We start from the raw sequence: 18,583 nt of genomic DNA, 5'->3' as shown, positions 1-18,583 counted from the left end.
CTGCCCGTTGTTAATAGCGGGCAGTTTTTTTCGTGGCGAATCTGAGTCCTTGACTAATGAGGACTGGCAAAACGGACGAGTGATTTTCGTTGGCAAATTCGTTAAAGGAAGCCTTAATTTGGCCCTTACCCATGGAGGACAAACGTTCGATCATCGCCAGCGATTTTTCTTTGACCAAGAATCGCCCATCGTTTTCCAACTCGCCGATCGTCAGGAGCGCATGGACGTCGAGGTCATCTGTCAGCAGGCTCGGCAATTGACTCTCCTTCGCAAGCAGCACACTCTCATTCCAGTGGATAGAGGGACTACCGGCAATATACCGCTGGAACGCGTGTGGTCTCGACAGAAGCACATGCAAGACAAATAAGCCGCCTAGCGAATGTCCCAAAATCGCTTGCTGCGTCCGATCGATGGGGAAGTCGTTTTCGATGCTAGGCTTGAGCTCCTCCTCTAAAAAGGTGAGGAACTGCTCGGCTCCCCCCATCCGTGGCCACTCGGCTCCTTTTGGGCTGCCAGGAAGCTCTGAGGCGGGAACTTCATACGTGTAATCATAGAAACGGGCAGGATGGTATGGGTCGTCTGTTGGATAGCCAATCCCGACGACGATAGCAGGATACACGCCAGTTCGTTCAGGGCCACGTGATTGTATCCGTATCGCTTCGGTCATAGTGGCAAAAACAGAGTTGCCATCTAGCAAATATATGACGGGAAAGCCTGATTCCGGAGGGGGATCGGCAGGTGTACTTACGAAAATGTGATACTCACGCTCTTGATAAGTCATGATTCTACGGTAGGAACGAGGTATGACGACAGGTTGATAGTCGGTGCTTTTCATGAGGGCGAATCTCCAATCTCTCCAAGGCTAACCAACACACACAAAATCTATTATATGAACGAGAACCAGAGATTGGCAATAGCCGAAAAAGGAGAATAGTTAGTTTTCGAAAAGAGCCCATACTGAGCTTGACTCCTACGATATATTGAGGTAAAGTAAGTTTTACCAACTACATATTGATGCGGTAAGGTGTTTACCAGCCAGATTTGGTAGACTTAATAGGGAAGTCGGTGAGAATCCGACGCGGTCCCGCCACTGTAATGAGAGAGTTCCATTTGCGAAAGAAGGCCACTGATCATGAAGGATCGGGAAGGCGAAAGTGGAGCGATGATCCAAAAGCCAGGAGACCTGCCTAACCGCTTGCACTGTTTACCCTACGGGAGATAGGGAAGTGTTCGAGCGCTCAATTCGCATTGGCGAATTGCTAGATGGAAGTCATCACGCGCATTCGGCATGTAAACGTCGGATGCGCTTTTACTTTGGCTAAATAACGTACATACAGAGTAAAAATAGTAAGGATAGGATGAGGGACATGCTAATCGCTTATGATTCAAAAACAGGAAACGTGCGACGATTCGTCAACAAAATTAATTTGCCACATGTGGAAATTGATCAAGATATGGTGCTGGACGAGCCATTCATTTTGATCACATACACGACGGGATTCGGACAAGTGCCGGACAAGGTGGCGACGTTCCTGAAGCGAAATCATGTCCATCTGCGCGGGGTATCTGCCAGTGGCAACCGCAACTGGGGAACCAGCTTTGCCAAAAGTGCGGATACGATCGCGAGCCAATATGGTGTTCCGGTGATTTCTAAATTCGAACTGTCCGGTACCGGCCGTGACGTGGAACAATTTACGAGTGGGGTGGCAGCAATTGCGGCATATTGAATTGAACAACGAACTGATGCAGCGTGGCAACGACGGATTTTATCAACTGGAAAAGGATCGGGAAGCGGTTGCGGTCTTCATGGAAGAAGTGCAGTCCAACACGATGACTTTTGGCAGTGTCAAAGAACGCATGGACTATTTGATCGAGAATGACTTCTATGAAAACGTCTATGAAACATACACGGTTGAGCAGGTTGATGAAGTTTTCCGTTTGGCCTATGACGTCGATTTTCAATTTGCTTCGTATATGGCTATCTCCAAATTTTATAAAGATTACGCTTTGAAAACGAACGATAAATCGATGTACTTGGAGCAGTATCCAGACCGGGTGGCCGTTGTGGCACTGTCCCTTGGACAAGGTGACTTTGAGCTCGCCAAGCGTTTAACGGTCTCCATGATGGATCAACGCTTGCAGCCGGCGACGCCAACCTTCCTGAACGCAGGCAAAAGCCGCCGGGGAGAAATGGTTTCCTGCTTCTTGCTCGAAATGGATGATTCACTGAATTCCATTAACTTTATTTTGGGAACTTGTATGCAGCTATCCAAAATTGGCGGCGGTGTAGCCGTGAACCTGTCCAAGCTTCGCGGACGAGGAGAGCCGATCAAAGGCGTCGAGGGCGCGGCAAAAGGTGTCATGCCGGTTCTCAAGTTGTTGGAAGATGCATTTTCCTACGCGGATCAAATGGGGCAACGCAAAGGCTCAGGTGCAGCGTACTACAACATCTTCGGCTGGGATATCAACGAGTTTCTCGATTGCAAAAAAATCAATGCGGATGAAAAAGCCCGCATCAAAACGTTGTCCATCGGCCTGATCGTACCAAACGTGTTCTACAAGCTGGCTGAGGAAAACAAACCATTGACTGTGTTTGCTCCGTACTCCGTGTACAAAGAATACGGTGTGCATCTGGATGATATGGACCTCGATGAGATGTACGAGGAGCTCTTGGCAAACGAACGCATTAAGAAAAAGACCGTAATGAGCGCACGCGAGATGTTGACCAAAATCGCGATGATCCAAATGGAATCGGGCTATCCGTACATCATGAACAAAACGAATGCGAACAACAACCATGCGCTGAAAGATCTCGGTTCGGTAAAAATGTCCAACCTGTGCACGGAAATCTTCCAGCTACAGGAGACTTCGACGATTACCAATTACGGCGAGATGGATATCATTCGTCGCGATATTAGCTGCAATCTGGCATCGCTCAATATTGTCAACGTGATGGAACGCAAAATGATCCGTGAATCCGTCCACGAAGGAATCGAAGCCATTACAGCCGTGAGTGACATGACGCGCGTAGAAAACGCTCCAGGCGTTCAAAAGGCCAACCGCGAGCTGCACTCCGTAGGTCTCGGTGCGATGAATCTGAACGGCTATCTGGCAAAGAACAGAATCGTTTACGAAAGTGAAGAAGCAAAAGATTTCGCCCGTACGTTCTTCATGATGATGAACTTCTACTCCTTGGAAAAAAGTATGGAAATTGCCAAGGAAACAGGCAAGACCTTCTTGGGCTTTGAACAATCGGAATATGCAAAAGGCACTTATTTTAACAAGTACGTGACGAACGATTACAGCCCGCGGACGGAAAAAGCAAAGCTTCTCTTTGAAGGAATGCACATTCCGACGCCAGCGGATTGGGCGGATCTACAGCAAAAGGTGCAAAAGCATGGCGTTTATCATGCGTACCGTTTGGCGATTGCACCGACACAGAGCATTTCCTACATTCAGAATGCGACTTCTAGCGTGATGCCGATTGTTGAGCATATCGAAACGAGAACGTATGCCAACTCTACGACGTATTACCCGATGCCGTACTTGTCTCAGGAAAACTATTTTTACTACAAATCGGCGTATGTGATCGACCAATTCAAAGTGATTGATCTGATTGCGGAAATTCAAGAGCACATCGACCAAGGAATTTCGACTGTGCTGCACGTGAACAGCAACATTTCAACCAGAGAACTGGCTCGCTATTATATTTACGCAGCGAAAAAAGGTCTGAAGTCGCTCTACTATACGCGGACGAAGCATTTGACTGTAGAAGAGTGCATTAGCTGCGCTGTTTAGTGAACGCGATTATAAAAGAAAAAGCATCAAGCAAAAAGAGAAGAGGAACGCCATATGAAAGCAGTCAATTGGAACAGGCCGGACGACGATTTTACGATGACGTTTTGGAATCAAAACATCATGCAGTTTTGGACGGATGATGAGATTCCGTTGTCAGATGACAAGATGGCCTGGATGGAGCTCAGTGCGACTGAACGGGATACGTATAAAAAAGTATTGGGCGGTCTCACCTTGCTGGATACGATTCAAGGCGGAGTAGGGATGCCGAAGATCATGGAGCATGTCGATGGACTGCAAAGAAAAGCGGTTCTCGCATTCATGGGCATGATGGAGCAAATCCATGCCAAATCGTACAGCAGTATTTTTACAACGCTGGCATCGACAGAGGAGATTGACGGTATTTTTTCGTGGGTAGAAAACAATCCACATCTGCAAAAGAAAGCGGCCCTCATCTCCAAACGCTATCAAGAAATTGAGAAACCGAAAGACTTGTACATGGCGATGGTAGCGTCCGTCTTCCTGGAAAGCTATCTGTTTTACAGCGGCTTCTTCTATCCGCTCTATTTGGCGGGTCAAGGAAAGATGACAAGCAGCGGGGAAATTATCGACCTGATTGTTCGTGACGAGAGCATCCACGGACTCTATGTCGGCGTTCTCGCGCAGGAAGTTTATCAAGGTCTGAGTGTGGTCGAGCAGACCGCAGCAAAAGAGGAACTGTATGCCCTTTTGCATGAGCTGCAAGAAAATGAAGAGGCCTATACGACTTCGTTGTATACCGAAATCGGATTGGCTGACGAGGTTCATGCCTACGTGCGCTACAACGCGAACAAGGCATTGATGAATCTGGGGCTGGACCCGCTCTTCCCGGAGGAAGAAGTGAACCCAATCGTGCTGAACGGCATTCGCACGCAGACGAAGCAGCATGACTTCTTCTCGAAAAAAGGAAATGGTTATGTCCGTACGTTAAACGTTGAGCCGTTGACCGACGATGATTTTAGATTTTAGTATGACAAAAAATGGATTCTGTGTTACTGTATGAACAGTATGCTGCCCTGCTCGTTTTCTGGGGCACTTCACAGAACCATGATAATTTCATAGGAGTGGGAACAGGTTCTTTGGTTATCAAAATCGACCAAGGATGAAAAGGGAAGTCGGTGAGAATCCGACACGGTCCCGCCACTGTATGAGGGGAGTCGGCACATTTATTAGCCACTGATCCAAACGGATTGGGAAGGCATGTGCAGATGATGATCCCAAAGTCAGGAGACCTGCCTGTTTCGACGACACTGCTTAACCTACGGGAGATAGGGAGGTGTTAGGATGCTGTGATCTCAGTGCTTATTTGGCATTTCTAACGTTCTTTTTGATCGTTGGAGATGCCTTTTTTATTGGGCGGATTCAAGTCAAGATCGAATGAAGAATGGAGAGGAAGCTCATGAAAAGCAGCAATTTGGGATATCCACGGATCGGGAAGAACCGCGAGTGGAAAAAGGCATTGGAAGCGTTTTGGGCAGGCACCATCGATGAGGCAAGCCTGGTACAGCAAATGGAGCAAATCCGACACCAAAACCTGTTGCGTCAACAGGAAAAAGGGGTCGAGCTGATCCCTGTGGGTGACTTTACGTACTACGATCACATGCTGGACATGGCTGTGATGTTTGGAATGGTCCCCAAGCGTTATGAATACAAGGAAGGCCCGGTTTCATTAGCCACATACTTCGCCATGGCTCGCGGTTCGAAGGAAGCTGTCGCCAGCGAAATGACGAAATGGTTTAACACGAACTACCATTACATCGTCCCGGAGTTCGGTGAAAGACAACCAGCCATAACCGAGAACAAGCCTCTCCAGGCCTATTTGGAGGCCAAAGAAAAGTATGGCATCATCGGAAAGCCTGTTATTGTAGGCCCGTATACGTTTGTCAAATTGTCTAAAGGATATGAGAAAAACGAATTTGAGATCGTCGTGGATCAACTCGTTCCGCTCTACATAGACGTTCTCCGGGAGTTAGAGCTGCACGGCGTGGAATGGGTGCAAATCGATGAGCCTGCATTTGTACTGGATGTTTCTGAGCAAGAACGCGCCATCATCAAGCGTATCTATACGCAAATCGGTCAAGCACTACCTCATCTACAATGCATGCTGCAAACCTATTTTGAAGCGGTGGATTGGTACAAGGAGCTAGTTTCCTTACCGGTAAAAGGAATCGGTCTTGATTTTGTACACGGAGCGAAGCGCAATTTGACTCATCTGAAAACACACGGGTTTCCAGCAGACAAGATTCTCGCAGCGGGAATCATCGACGGTCGTAACATATGGCGTGCGTCCATTGAGGAGAAATGGGAGCTGGTCAATGAAATTTCTGAGATCGTTCCACTCGAAAAGCTGTGGCTTCAGCCGTCTAGCAGTTTGTTGCACGTGCCTGTAACAGTTGAAGCAGAGAGCGAATTGCCAGAGGAAGTCGTGTCTGCATTGGCGTTTTCCGACGAAAAACTAGGGGAAGTACAGCTTTTAGTCCAAGGATTCCGATATGGTAAGTACGTCATTTCAAAAGAGATCGCTCAAAATGAAGCGGACTTGCTGAAGCTCGCATTATCTCCAGCGAGGAATCGTCTAGAAGTGAAGAATGCTTTACGTCAAATCGCTGCTGCCAAACTTGAAAGAAGTGTTCCTTATCTCGAACGTCGAGAGATTCAACAAAATACGTGGAAGCTGCCGCTGTTGCCAACGACCACAATCGGAAGCTTCCCGCAGACGGCAGAGGTTCGTCAAGCCCGACAGCAGTTTAAAAAAGGGAACTGGACAGTGGAGCAATACGACGCTTTCATACAGGCGCAAATCAAGGAATGGGTCAAAATACAAGAAGAGCTCGGTCTGGATGTCCTGGTCCATGGTGAGTTCGAACGAACAGATATGGTTGAGTATTTTGGCGAAAAGCTCGATGGCTTTTTGTTCACGAAAAACGGCTGGGTACAGTCATATGGCTCGCGCTGCGTGAAGCCACCTGTTATTTACGGAGATGTGGAGTTTGTGGGACCAATGACGGTCAAGGAAAGTGTGTATGCAAAATCATTGACCGCCAAACCAATGAAGGGGATGTTAACGGGCCCAGCAACGATTCTGAATTGGTCGTTCGCTCGAGTCGATGTCTCCAGACAAGAAGTGTGCGAACAAATCGCGTTGGCATTGCGAAAAGAAGTAGAAGCCTTGGAAGAAGCGGGGATTCTCATGATTCAAGTCGATGAACCAGCGCTGCGCGAAGGACTTCCGCTCAAAAAAGAAGAGCAAGCTGCTTATCTTGAATGGGCTGTCAGAGCGTTTCGTCTAGCGACTTCCACTGTTGCGCCGAGCACCCAGATTCATACACATATGTGCTATTGCGAATTCCATGATTTCATGGACGTCATCAGCGAACTCGATGCCGATGTGATCTCGATTGAAACCTCACGTAGCCACGGAGAGCTCGTGTCTGTATTCGAAACAGGTACGTATGATAAAGGCATCGGGCTCGGCGTATATGATATCCATAGCCCCCGAGTTCCAGCTGTTTCAGAAATGGAAGATATGGTAGCACGAGGCGTACAAGTACTTCCACCGGATCAATTCTGGATAAACCCGGATTGCGGGCTGAAGACGAGAGGAAGAGAAGAAACCGTTCAGTCATTACGAAACATGGTTGCGGCAACGAAGGCGATTCGGAATCGTTTGACAGCTCAGTCGGGAAGGTGAACGCGATGAGAGGGGCCACTCAAATGATGACAGAAGCACGACCGATCCAACAATCGAGAACCTTTTTGACTGATCTCGTCTTGCCACCGGATACCAATCACCACCATACCATTTTCGGCGGGAAAGTCATGGCCTATGTAGATAAAATCGCCTGCATCGCAGCTATGCGACATTGCCGTAAGCCTGTTGTCACTGCATCCAGCGATTCCTTCGATTTTCTCGCGCCAATCAAGACAGGGGAAGCGATCAACCTGGAGGCATATGTGACCTGGACCCATAAGACATCGATGGAAGTATTCGTGAGAGTGGAAGCGGAGAACTTGTTGACCGGGGAAAAGCGCATGACAGCACGCGCGTATCTGACGATGATTGCCCTCGATGATCAAGGAAAGCCGACGATCGTTCCTGGTGTCATTCCTGATACAGAAGAAGAGCGCATACAGTATGAAAAAGCGAAGGAACGCCATGTATTGAGAAGGAAGCGGAAGGTAGAGATGTAAGGGGGAACAATATCACCGCTATAACGAATAGATGCCTCTGGTGAGCTTGGTTGCAACAGGTCACCGGAGGCATCTTTCTTTTTCAAAATTTTACCTTGACCGCTCGTTGACTGAATGTAGCGACCGATAACGTGCGTGGTACTGTACAGAAGGCACAGACTTTACCCACCGTTCATCAAGAGGTTCATTTTTTTAACTGAATCGTTCTCTTTTAAAGGGCGATAAATGGTTAATTTCAACTCGGGCGCATCGTATACTCGAAATGTTATATGCTCCATCGTCATCGTACCCGCAGTCGGATGATTGATCTGTTTTGTCCCGATGGGAGTACCCTGTATATCGTAACGCGGCCACCATTCTCTGAATTCAGGACTGAGTTCCATCAGTTCGCCGACGAGCTCTTTAAACCAATCCTCCCCGACGAACGGTGTACTGGTAGAACGAAATTGCCCTAGAAGCCGTTTGGCGTGGCTTTCCCAATCATCAATAAGTTTTCGATAGTCGGTTGACGCGAAACATCGCCAAACTGCGTTACGTTCTTTCTTATTCATTTTTTCAAAATCCCCGAATACCAACTGTGAAGCTTTATTCCACATCAATATATCCCACCGCTGATCCGTTGCATAAGCCGGACACATTTCGAAATCGTTCATGAAGTTTTGCATGATCTTTGTAATTCCTGCCTCGAATGAGGTTGTTTGTTCAACAGGCAGTTTCCCGTGGGCGAGCATAAACAAATGATTTCGCTCCTCAGTATCGAGCTTCATTACTGATACAAGACTATCAAGCACCTGGGCCGACACTTGAATGTCTTTTCCCTGCTCCAGCCATGTATACCACGTAAGCCCGATCCCAGCAATCTGCGCTAATTCTTCTCTCCGTAAGCCTTGAACCTTCCTTCTTGGACCTTTGGACAAACCAAATTGCTCTGGAGAAAGCCGGGAACGCCGCGATTTTAAAAACAACCCCAATTCTTTTCGTTTGTCCTTATCGATGTTCATCTCATCCCTCCGCCTAATCCTGTTACTTTTAATACTATGATTAATAGGCTTCTATTTATAGTATTGTTCGTACTTTAATCTTACAACTGTAGGGTTTACGAATAAAGAAAAGGAGGTGATCATTCTGGAACAGTTAATCAGATCTGGTCCATCGAAAGGTCTGATCGCTCTTATGGTAATAACCTGCGGGTTTACCGTGGCAAACGTTTACTTAAACCAGACCTTACTAGTCGATATGGCGAAAACATTCGACTCAACCGTAGCAGAGATAGGAGGTGTGACGACTCTTACCCAGGTAGGCTATGCAATCGGGAACCTCCTTTTAGTTCCATTGGGAGACATGTTTGAAAGACGGCGAATGATTGTCTTCTTGTTGCTGGCGGTTTCATTGTCGCTCTTATCGGCCGCACTATCTAGTTCTTTAACGTGGTTAATCGTAAGTCATTTTGCGATAGGCATAACGACGATTATACCGCAGCTTATCGTTCCGTTAGCTGCTAGTATGGCAAATGATCGCAATCGGGGGAAGTTACTAGGGACGGTGGCCATCGGTCTTGTCTGCGGAATATTGGGGGCGAGGATAGTTAGTGGCATTGTTGATAGCATATGGGGCTGGAGAGTGATGTATTGGATTTCCTTTGGCTTCATGTTGTTGCTTACTCTCCTTATTCGGTTTCGGCTTCCCCAAAGCCAAGGTGAGACAGCATTACCATACCGCCAGTTGTTGCTTTCGTTGAGGCCTCTGTTCGTGAAGCAAAAAGTACTCCAGAGCGCCTGTTTGAGTCAAGGTATGGTATTTGGATCGTTTAGTGTCTTTTTTACTACGATAGGATTCTTGCTTCAATCACCCCCGTACGAATACGGCAGTGCCGTTGTTGGATTGGTTGGGTTGGTCGGAATCGGAGGCGCTGTCGCCACTCCATTGATTGGACTGATCATTGACAGGAGGGGGGCAGCACTTGCCAATAAAATTTGCATGCTTGCAGCTATGGCTTCGTTCCTGATCTCCGCGGTTGGAGCTTATTGGCTGCCGGGATTGATTGGTAGTGCATTGTTGCTAACGGTTTCTACACAAGCCAATCAGGTTGCTTGTCAAGCGAAAATATTCGAACTTTCTGCTACCGCTAGAAGCAGATTGAACGGGTTGTATATGGTTTTCACCTTTATAGGGGGTGCACTTGGATCCTACGTGGGAGTGTGGGCATGGAGCAACTGGCAATGGACCGGTGTTTGCGTGGTTGGAATGATCATGGTCTTTGTCGGAATGAATGCATCGTCGGGTATAAAAAATGTAAACGATACGAAAATTGAAAGGATGAAAAATACAAATGCAAATTCATGATGATACCTATAATAAAGGCATGGAAATTTTGAAAAAAATAGATAGCGAGCATTACCAGAGCATTGTTGATAGTTTCATAGGCTCAGTGGCTCCAGATTTGGGACAGCTCGCTGTAGAATTCAATTACGGCCAAATATTTTCCCGTCCTGGTCTGGATTTGAAATCTAGGCTTCTCGCTACAGTGGCAGGTCTGACGGCGATGGGAAATACGCAGCAGTTGAGGTTTTATATTAACGGAGCTTTAAACCTTGGATGGACGGAAGAGGAGATTGTGGAGTGCATGATGCAAATGTTAATTTACGCTGGTTTTCCTGTAGCTCTAAATTCGATTCTGACCGTTGCTGCAGAAGTGTTTGCAGAACGAAAAACAAAATTAAATAAGGGGGCTCCGAATGATTATTGACAGCCACTCACACGTTCATTCGTCGGAATGTGGTTCATTCATTAAATAAAACGAGCGGTCTGTCTAAGACTTTATTATCAGGTCTTAGGTAGCCGCTGTTTCAGTTATTAGGGTCTATTTAAAACTTGTTTTCAACTAGACTGTATACACCAAAATGAAGCGAAAACTACATTTTTCAAGAAGTATTGAAGTGATTTATTGCAACGGATATACTATTCTCAAAATTAAAACAAATCAGAATGACAAAGGAGCTTCAGGTATGGCACAACTCGTAAAGGAACGGATTCGGAAGCAGTATGGAAAGCTGACAGCAAGCCAAAAAATCATTTGTAAGATCGCGATAGAAAAGCCAAGCTTACTTGCGATCCATACCGCCAAAAAAATCGCGGAGTTTACGAATACCAGTGAAGCGACCGTCATTCGCTTTTGTTACGCATTGGGTTACTCCGGATACACAGAGCTTCAGGAAGAAATCAAAAAGTCTCTTTTGATAGGAGACCAAAGGAAGGGGCCGATCCAGAAATATCGAGACACGGAGGTTACGCTCGATCTGAGCAATTACGCCCATCAAGTGATGGAAAGTGATATTGCGTATCTCCAGCAAGGCTTGCAGCAAATAGACTACAACTTGCTCCATGATGTGGTCAAAAGCATCGTGCAAGCTAACCGAATCGTAGTGGTGGGATTTCGCTGGTGCCATATTCCTGCAAAATGGCTGTTTTCGGCGTTGAATGCGATCAAAGGAAACACACATCTGTATACGGGAGCCGTTGATAACGCCGATTATTTTCTCACTGAACGCGATCAAGAATGGCTGGTTATTGCGATTTCATTTCCTCGTCATCCTAGCGAGACAGTTGCAATGGTCCATTCAGCAAAAGAGCTGGGAGCAAAGATTTTGGCGATTACGGAAGGCGAGTTCTCCCCTATCAGCCAAGTCGCCGATCATCTTCTGAAAATCACCACACCCCAACCCGTTGCCACTAGCGGTATGCCCACATTATTCTCCATGCTAAATGTCTTGATCAAAGGCGTCATGCTCCACGACGCGGAAAATGTCCAGAAACGATTGCAGCACTATGATGAAATCAGCTCGAAGCTATACTCGTTTGTCGGAGAGGAAGAGGAAGACTTCTCGATCTTTTGAAAGCAGAAAAAAGGAGAAAAGGGAAAGGGGAATCCTGCCAATGACCAAGCCGATTTGGTTTACCGCGACTGGCGACAGCTTCATTACACGCAATCTTCCATACAGGGACCAAGCTTTTGAAGAGGTATCCAGCTTGCTGCACCGTGCGGACGTACGCATAGCGAATCTGGAGACGACCGTACACGAAAATGAGGGCTATCCCAGCGCACAAAGTGGAGGCACGTGGGCGATGTCACCGCCATCCGTTTTGCAAGTCATGAAAGATTATGGCTTTAACATGATTGGCTGGGCGAATAACCATACGCTCGATTATTTGTATGGCGGACTAGAAGCAACCGAACGATATCTCAATGAGTATGGCTTCGTCCATGCTGGAGCAGGAAAAAATCTCGCTGAAGCGGGGGCGCCGCGGTATCTCGAATGCGAAGGAGCCAGGGTAGCTTTCATCGCTGCAACGTCGACTTTTCATCCATGGTGGGCGGCCGGAGATCAGCGTTCGGATAGTATCGGCAGGCCAGGGATCAATCCGATGCGCTATGTCATGACCCACCACATTACGGAAGAAAAGCTCGCTGATTTGCAAGCCATTGCGGAGTCGACGGACATTAACGCCTTCAACAAGCTTCTCATCGAGGAAGGCTTCATGAACGATCCGGGCAAGGAGATCTTTCTCTTTGGAAATGCGCGTTTCATGGTAAGCGACGAAGAAGGGACGACTACTCAGCCGCATCCGCGCGATCTGAACAGAATCGTCAAAACGATTGAGCAGGCAAAAAGGCGGGCTGATTACGTCATCGTGAGTATTCACGCGCATGAGATGAAGGGGGATGCGAAGGAAGTGGCGGCTGATTTCTTGCCTGTGTTCGCAAAAGCTTGCATCGATGCGGGCGCACATGCCGTGGTGGGACACGGTCCCCATTTATTGCGAGGCATTGAAATCTACAACAATCGGCCGATCTTTTACAGCTTGGGAGATTTTATTTTTCAGACAGAAGCCGTTACGAGTCAGCCAGCTGATTTCTACGAGCACTATGGTTTAGACCACAATCATAATGTGGCAGATGCGTTGGAAGAGATGAGTGCCAACTACACACGCGGACTCTGTGTGCACAAAGAGGTGTGGGAGTCGGTTATTCCCTTGTGGAAAATGCAAGATGGTGAACTGCTCGAACTGGAGCTGCATCCGATTGAATTAGGCTTTGATCTGCCTGTACATCGCATGGGGTGGCCGAAATTAAGCGAGGATACCTCCATCTTAGAGGGGCTCAAAGCTCTGAGTGAACCATATGGCACAGTGATTGAGATCACGGATGGAATTGGGCGCGTGCGACTTTCAAAATAGCGGGAAACAGCGGTAGTCTATTTCCTACACAAATGGAGTGATTCACATGATGGCCAGAATCACCATGATTATGTTGTTTTTGCTATACATGATCAATTATGCAGATAAAACGATTGCGGGATATTCTGCCGTGCCGATCATGACTGAATTTTCATTGAACGAGAAAGAATGGGGACTTGTTGGAAGCAGCTTCTTCTGGTTTTTCTCCATTTCCGGGATTGTAGGCGCGGCATTATCGGATCGCATCGGGACGAAAAAAATGCTGGCGATCATGGCACTGTCCTGGACTGTCATCCAACTTGGCGCTTATGCGATCGCGGGTTTGCCGATGCTTGTCGTAGCGCGGATATTGCTTGGAATAGGCGAAGGGCCATTTTGGGCAACGGTTGTCAGCCATTTGAACAAATGGTTTCCCGAAGAAAAGCGTGGATTGGTTTATTCCACCGTGAACTTTGGTGCTTTCGTCGGTGCGGTTGCTTCCGCACCGATGATTGTCGCGCTGATCGATAGCTATGGATGGCGATTTTCCTGGGCGTTTATGGGCGCACTCAGTCTGATATGGCTCTTGGTCTGGTTGTGGATTGGAAAAGAAAAACCACATGTCACTATCGCTCCTCTAAAAGTCGCAGCTCCAACCTTGCCAAATGCGAAATGGTCGGAAATATCCGGTGTCTTGCTCTCATCCACGTTTCTATTCTGTTTTTTAATCTATTTCGCACAAATATGGGGGACGACCTTCGCATCCGTATGGGAGCCTGTCTATCTCGTTAAGGTCTTCCAGTTTACGAATCAGGAAATGGCTTATGCGATTGCTGGCACGGGACTTTTAGCTGGACTGATGACCATACTCATTTCTTCAATCGGTGATCGTTTCTTTAAAAAGCATCGCAGCTATCGTAAATCATACGTATTGGTTGGCGGTATTTCGATTATTTTAGGGGGACTGTGTTTTTACGGTGTGACTCTCGTTCCATCTACCGTATTTGTTTTGATCTTCCTGTGCCTCGGAAAAGGGTTTGCCTTTTCTGTTGGGACAGCTGCCTCTGTCATTGTCAGCAGCTTGTTGCCGGAACGCACGGGACTTTTGGTAGGCGTGTTGTCCAGCCTGGTTACATTGGCAGGGATCATCTCTCCGCTGGTAACGGGCGCTATTGTTCAGTCAGCTGGAGATATTGGAACTGGTTTTGGCAACGCCATGATCGTCAACGGGTTGCTCTTTATCATTTGCGGCGTGCTTTTCCTGCTCTTTGTGAAGCGCAATGAACAAGTCAGTCAATCAGCACCGCCAATCTCCCATGTTTCCTAAAAGTAATGCTTTATAGGCTTGACTCCAGATGTTAAAATTTTCTGAAAAGGGGGTAGGTGTGCGATGTATCATTTGAATGAAAGCCTCATGCAGAGCGCGAAACAATTTGCGGATCGTCCAGCCTTTGTCTTTATGGGAGAAACGACGACGTATGCACAATTCAATCAGCAGGTCGAACATCTCGCAGCAGGACTTGCCCAGCACGGGATTGGAAAAGGGGATGCTGTCGCCCTACTCATGGATAATCGGCCGCATTTTGTAATCGCTTACTATGCGATACTCCGCGTAGGAGCAGTCGTTGTTCCTATGAACCCCATCTATACGGCTCGCGAAATTAGCTTCATTCTGTCGAACAGTAAAGCAAAGGCAGCCATTGCCTTATCCGCATTGCAGCCGGTACTAACCCCGATGAAGGACGAAATAGAAGATTTGCAGCTTCTTATCTACTCGGAATCTATTGAAAATGAAATAACGATCGATCAGCTTGTACAAGAAGGGCAAGAGTCAGAGGTAGGCTACGCGGAGCCGGAACGAAACGAAGATGATCTCGCTGTTATTCTGTACACATCAGGTACGACTGGCCAGCCAAAAGGAGCGATGCTCTCCCATCGGAATATGGCTTCGAATGCGGATGCGATGGGGATATTGTTCGAGTTGGTGCCAGAAGATCGCATGGTCGCGGTACTCCCGATGTTTCACGTCTTCTGCATGACGGTGTGCATGAATGGCCCGATTCAAACGGGTGCAGCCATTATTATCGTGCCAAAATTTCATCCGGTAGACGTTCTCCAAACGATTCGTGAGCAAAAAGCCACCTGCTTTGCAGGCGTTCCGACCATGTACAACTATCTGCTACAGGTGCCGACTGCGACAAAAGAAGATCTCTCCTCCATCCGGATATACTGCTCGGGCGGTGCTTCCATGCCCGTCGAGCTCCTGCACAAGTTTGAAGCAAAATACGATGCCAAGGTGCTGGAAGGCTATGGTTTGTCCGAGGCAGCCCCGGCTACAACATTCAATCCATTGCATGGGACCAGAAAGCCAGGATCGGTTGGAATCGATATCCCGCTTGTGAAAAACAAGGTCGTCGATCCCGAAGGAAACGAAGTCGCACGTGGAGAAGTGGGTGAGCTGGTGGTACAAGGGCCCAACGTTATGATAGGGTACCTCGGTTTGCCAGATGATACGGCCGCTGCGCTTCGAGATGGTTGGCTGTATACGGGAGACATGGCGCGTATGGATGAAGAAGGATATGTGTACATCGTTGACCGCAAAAAAGACATGATTCTCGTTGACGGCTATAACGTGTACCCGCGTGAGGTAGAAGAAGTGTTATACCAGCATCCTGCGATTATCGAGGCGGCTGTGATCGGAATTCCTGACGAGGTGCATGGCGAGGCAGTCAAGGCATTTGTGGCATTGAAGGAAATAGCGGTTTCTCAAGAGGATATCATGGCGTTTTGTCGTGACAAGCTGGCGAAATACAAAGTTCCTCGTGAGGTGGAATTCGTAGCAGAGCTTCCCAAAAACACTACAGGGAAAATCTTGCGTCGTTCGTTGCGCACCTCGTAAACGATCGTATGACGAAATGAAAAATGCCAGCTTACGCAATCAATCTTTGGTTGTAAGCATGTTTGATTCATGCAACGAAGGAATATGAATACGATCAAATGAAAAACAGTTGGAGTAGACCGAATTATTCAATGTACAGTTACGATAAATACGAATACCGAAATCCATTTTTCAAACCAGCCAATTTATAACCAAACAGATGCGAGAGACTAAGAATCCGCTTCGTGTCCGAACATGAAAAAGATCTCCACACACCTGGCCAAGCCGGCGTAGGTTGTGCGGAGATCTTTTTTTATTCTTTACCAGACTAGTTTTCCATAGATTTATGAAACTTTCTAACTATTTCACAATTACAATCAAACCGTTTACATCCTCCTTTCGTTTCCTTTGATAGTACCATTAAAAAACACGTGTGAAATGGAGGGAGAATCATGAAGAAGACAGTGTTCCTAACAGCTCTATTGCTCTTTGTCTTTACGGCTGCAGGAATGTCAGCCTATGCTCAAATGGACGGTAGGTCGGCGTCCCAGACGACATCAAATTCCAGCCAAAGTGATCAAGTCATCCGGGTGTATGGACCAGGTGGACCACTTGGACCGATTAAGGAAGCTGCTGAACAATTTTCAGCTAAAACAGGAATGAAGGTGGAAGTAACAGCCGGACCAGAGGGCAATTGGATCGGCCAAGCAAAGCGAGATGCAGATATTATTTTCGGTGGCTCCGCGTATATGCTGCAGGAATTCATCTTTAACCACCCCGAAATGATCGACACTAAATCACGTACGGAGCTTTACCCGCGTGCTGCAGGAATATTGGTGAGGAAAGGAAATCCTAAGAAGATTAAAAGCCTGGAGGATTTAACGAAAAAGGGAGTGAAAATAATCGATGTGAATGGGGCTGGCCAGCTTGGCCTGTGGGAAGACTTGGCAGGCAGAAAAGGGCTGCTCGAAGGCATATCTCAAAATATTAACCTTTCTGTAAAGTCGAGTGCCGAAGTCATTGAACGATGGAAATCGAATGCCAGCCTGGACGCCTGGATTACCTATGAATCGTGGCATTACCGGCTCAAGGATGTGACTGACCTGGTCGAACTGCCCGAAGAAGAAAAGCTCTATCGTGGAACGCCGATCGCCCTGACGAAAATCACTGATCAGAAAAAAGAGGCACAGCAATTTATTGATTATTTAAGAACGGAAGAATCTCACCAAATCTTTCAAAAATGGGGCTGGAAGTAGGGACGAGTCTTACATCTAAGAAACTGGGAGGAACATACATGAAAAAAGCAGTTTTTACCCTTGCGATACTTTCGATTATTTTTGCTTTGGTTGCCTGCGGAAAAGGCACGGAGGTAAAAACAGAGACGATTCAACCCGATCAAGCCCAAACGGAACAAACTAAATCGGAACAAGACCTTCAGCTTTTGAAGAATGAAAAAGCAGGAGAGTACCTGGCCGATCCGAAGGGAAGGGCCTTGTATTACTTTAAAAAGGACGAAGCAGGAAAAAGCAATTGTAGCGGAGACTGCCTGGCAAACTGGCCGGCATTTACTCAGGAGGATTTCGCCGTCCCGGAAGGCTTTGACAAAAAGGATTTCGATACGATCACAAGAGAAGACAATGGGATGAAGCAGGTTACGTACAAAGGCTTTCCTCTCTATTATTTTGCAAAAGACCAGCAAGAAGGGGATGTAAACGGACAAGGAGTAAAAGAAGTATGGTTTGTCGTAAACAGCGAAACAGCATTTGAATAAACCTGCCCAGGGAACGATCAGTCGCGGTCGTTCCCATCTTTACTTTTATAAAAATGTTATGGCAGTATATTTTTATCCAAAAGCAGGGAGTGCCACATGAACGAAAATTACGATGCGGAATTAATGCGATTGGTAAACGAAAAAAATGGTCACGCATTAGAGGAACTCTATGATCGATATATAAAGCTTGTTTACGGCTTTGTTATGAAGTTTTGCAATGGGAATGAGGATAAGACGAAAGAGATTATTCAGTTGGTCTTTTTAAGACTATGGACAACAAGCAGCCATTACGATCCTGCTCAAGGCAGCTTTGTAAATTGGCTCCTCACGATTACCCGCAATATTTGCATTGACTACCTTCGCAAAGAAAAGAGGCATACGCAACACCATCAAGAGGAACTTGAAGAGATCGCGGACCCTGCTAATACAGTCGAGCAACGAGTAAATACAAATGATATTGCGATGGCGAAAAACAAATTGCCAATCGCCCAAAGAAAATTAATCGATTTGCTTTATTGGAAAGGGTATTCTCTTTCAGAGATCGCCAAGCTGGAACAAGAGCCGCTCGGCACGATTAAAAGCAGGCTTCACCAGGCTCTTAAAGGATTGAGGAAGCATCTGGAACTGGAGGATTTAAAATGAGAAGGGTTTGTGATCATTTAATTCCATATATAGCAAATGAGCTCAAGGAGAGC

16 protein-coding genes and 2 riboswitches are annotated in these 18,583 nt (G+C 47.0%); of the genes, 14 read left to right on the top strand and 2 right to left on the bottom strand.

The annotated features are described in order from the left end of the window. Positions 1-10: 10 nt before the first annotated feature. A complete protein-coding gene (locus HPY31_RS04710) occupies positions 11-835 on the bottom strand; it encodes an alpha/beta hydrolase (protein ID WP_172138831.1) in 825 nt (274 codons plus the stop codon). Positions 836-1,005: 170 nt separating this feature from the next. After that, a riboswitch (cobalamin riboswitch) is annotated at positions 1,006-1,205 on the top strand. 162 nt (positions 1,206-1,367) lie between these two features. On the opposite strand from HPY31_RS04710, the gene nrdI reads away from it, so the two are divergent. From nrdI to HPY31_RS04685, 5 genes are all read left to right on the top strand, one after another. Then, a complete protein-coding gene (gene nrdI / locus HPY31_RS04705; protein ID WP_172138829.1) occupies positions 1,368-1,727 on the top strand; it encodes a class Ib ribonucleoside-diphosphate reductase assembly flavoprotein NrdI in 360 nt (119 codons plus the stop codon). Beyond that, the gene (gene nrdE / locus HPY31_RS04700) at positions 1,714-3,798 is read left to right on the top strand and encodes a class 1b ribonucleoside-diphosphate reductase subunit alpha (protein ID WP_172138827.1); all 2,085 of its coding nucleotides are present in this window, start codon (positions 1,714-1,716) and stop codon (positions 3,796-3,798) included. The genes nrdI and nrdE overlap by 14 nt, the downstream gene beginning before the upstream one ends. Positions 3,799-3,852: 54 nt before the next feature. Beyond that, complete coding sequence (nrdF, locus tag HPY31_RS04695; RefSeq protein WP_016743600.1) at positions 3,853-4,803, top strand: class 1b ribonucleoside-diphosphate reductase subunit beta; 951 nt, start codon at positions 3,853-3,855, stop codon at positions 4,801-4,803. A gap of 86 nt (positions 4,804-4,889) precedes the next feature. After that, positions 4,890-5,088: riboswitch (cobalamin riboswitch) on the top strand. Between the two features lie 145 nt (positions 5,089-5,233). Beyond that, positions 5,234-7,525, top strand: coding sequence for a 5-methyltetrahydropteroyltriglutamate--homocysteine S-methyltransferase (metE, locus tag HPY31_RS04690; RefSeq protein WP_172138826.1), 2,292 nt, complete (start codon positions 5,234-5,236; stop codon positions 7,523-7,525). A gap of 23 nt (positions 7,526-7,548) precedes the next feature. After that, positions 7,549-8,025, top strand: a complete 477-nt coding sequence (locus HPY31_RS04685) for an acyl-CoA thioesterase (RefSeq protein WP_253901674.1) — start codon at positions 7,549-7,551, stop codon at positions 8,023-8,025. Positions 8,026-8,186: 161 nt separating this feature from the next. Here HPY31_RS04685 and HPY31_RS04680 read toward each other — a convergent pair whose 3' ends face one another. Continuing rightward, positions 8,187-9,026, bottom strand: coding sequence for a helix-turn-helix transcriptional regulator (locus HPY31_RS04680; protein ID WP_172138823.1), 840 nt, complete (start codon positions 9,024-9,026; stop codon positions 8,187-8,189). 115 nt (positions 9,027-9,141) lie between these two features. On the opposite strand from HPY31_RS04680, the gene HPY31_RS04675 reads away from it, so the two are divergent. From HPY31_RS04675 to HPY31_RS04635, 9 genes are all read left to right on the top strand, one after another. Then, positions 9,142-10,368 (top strand): MFS transporter, encoded by a 1,227-nt coding sequence (locus HPY31_RS04675; RefSeq protein ID WP_172138821.1) that lies wholly within the window; start codon positions 9,142-9,144, stop codon positions 10,366-10,368. Beyond that, entirely contained in the window at positions 10,355-10,771 is a 417-nt protein-coding gene (locus HPY31_RS04670; RefSeq protein WP_172138819.1) for a carboxymuconolactone decarboxylase family protein, read from the top strand. Before HPY31_RS04675 ends, HPY31_RS04670 begins: the two co-directional genes overlap by 14 nt. Positions 10,772-11,030: 259 nt before the next feature. Then, entirely contained in the window at positions 11,031-11,918 is an 888-nt protein-coding gene (locus HPY31_RS04665; RefSeq protein ID WP_016743607.1) for a MurR/RpiR family transcriptional regulator, read from the top strand. 40 nt (positions 11,919-11,958) lie between these two features. Further along, positions 11,959-13,260: a CapA family protein gene (locus HPY31_RS04660; protein ID WP_172138817.1), complete on the top strand. Its 1,302-nt coding sequence runs from the start codon at positions 11,959-11,961 to the stop codon at positions 13,258-13,260. Between the two features lie 46 nt (positions 13,261-13,306). Beyond that, positions 13,307-14,566 (top strand): MFS transporter, encoded by a 1,260-nt coding sequence (locus HPY31_RS04655; RefSeq protein ID WP_172138815.1) that lies wholly within the window; start codon positions 13,307-13,309, stop codon positions 14,564-14,566. A 63-nt stretch (positions 14,567-14,629) separates the two neighbouring features. Beyond that, a complete protein-coding gene (locus HPY31_RS04650; protein WP_172138813.1) occupies positions 14,630-16,138 on the top strand; it encodes a fatty acid--CoA ligase family protein in 1,509 nt (502 codons plus the stop codon). 431 nt (positions 16,139-16,569) lie between these two features. Continuing rightward, on the top strand, positions 16,570-17,373 hold the full coding sequence (locus HPY31_RS04645) for an extracellular solute-binding protein (protein WP_172138811.1): 804 nt from the start codon (positions 16,570-16,572) through the stop codon (positions 17,371-17,373). A 38-nt stretch (positions 17,374-17,411) separates the two neighbouring features. After that, positions 17,412-17,888: a hypothetical protein gene (locus HPY31_RS04640; protein ID WP_172138809.1), complete on the top strand. Its 477-nt coding sequence runs from the start codon at positions 17,412-17,414 to the stop codon at positions 17,886-17,888. 96 nt (positions 17,889-17,984) lie between these two features. Beyond that, positions 17,985-18,530 (top strand): RNA polymerase sigma factor, encoded by a 546-nt coding sequence (locus HPY31_RS04635; RefSeq protein WP_172138807.1) that lies wholly within the window; start codon positions 17,985-17,987, stop codon positions 18,528-18,530. Positions 18,531-18,583 lie beyond the last annotated feature (53 nt).

It is taken from the genome of Brevibacillus sp. HB1.3, from assembly GCF_013186635.1.
GTDB classification, from domain to species: domain Bacteria; phylum Bacillota; class Bacilli; order Brevibacillales; family Brevibacillaceae; genus Brevibacillus; species Brevibacillus brevis_D.
The sequence above is the reverse complement of the archived record's forward strand: the minus strand, read 5'-3'. Positions and strand labels throughout refer to the sequence as shown.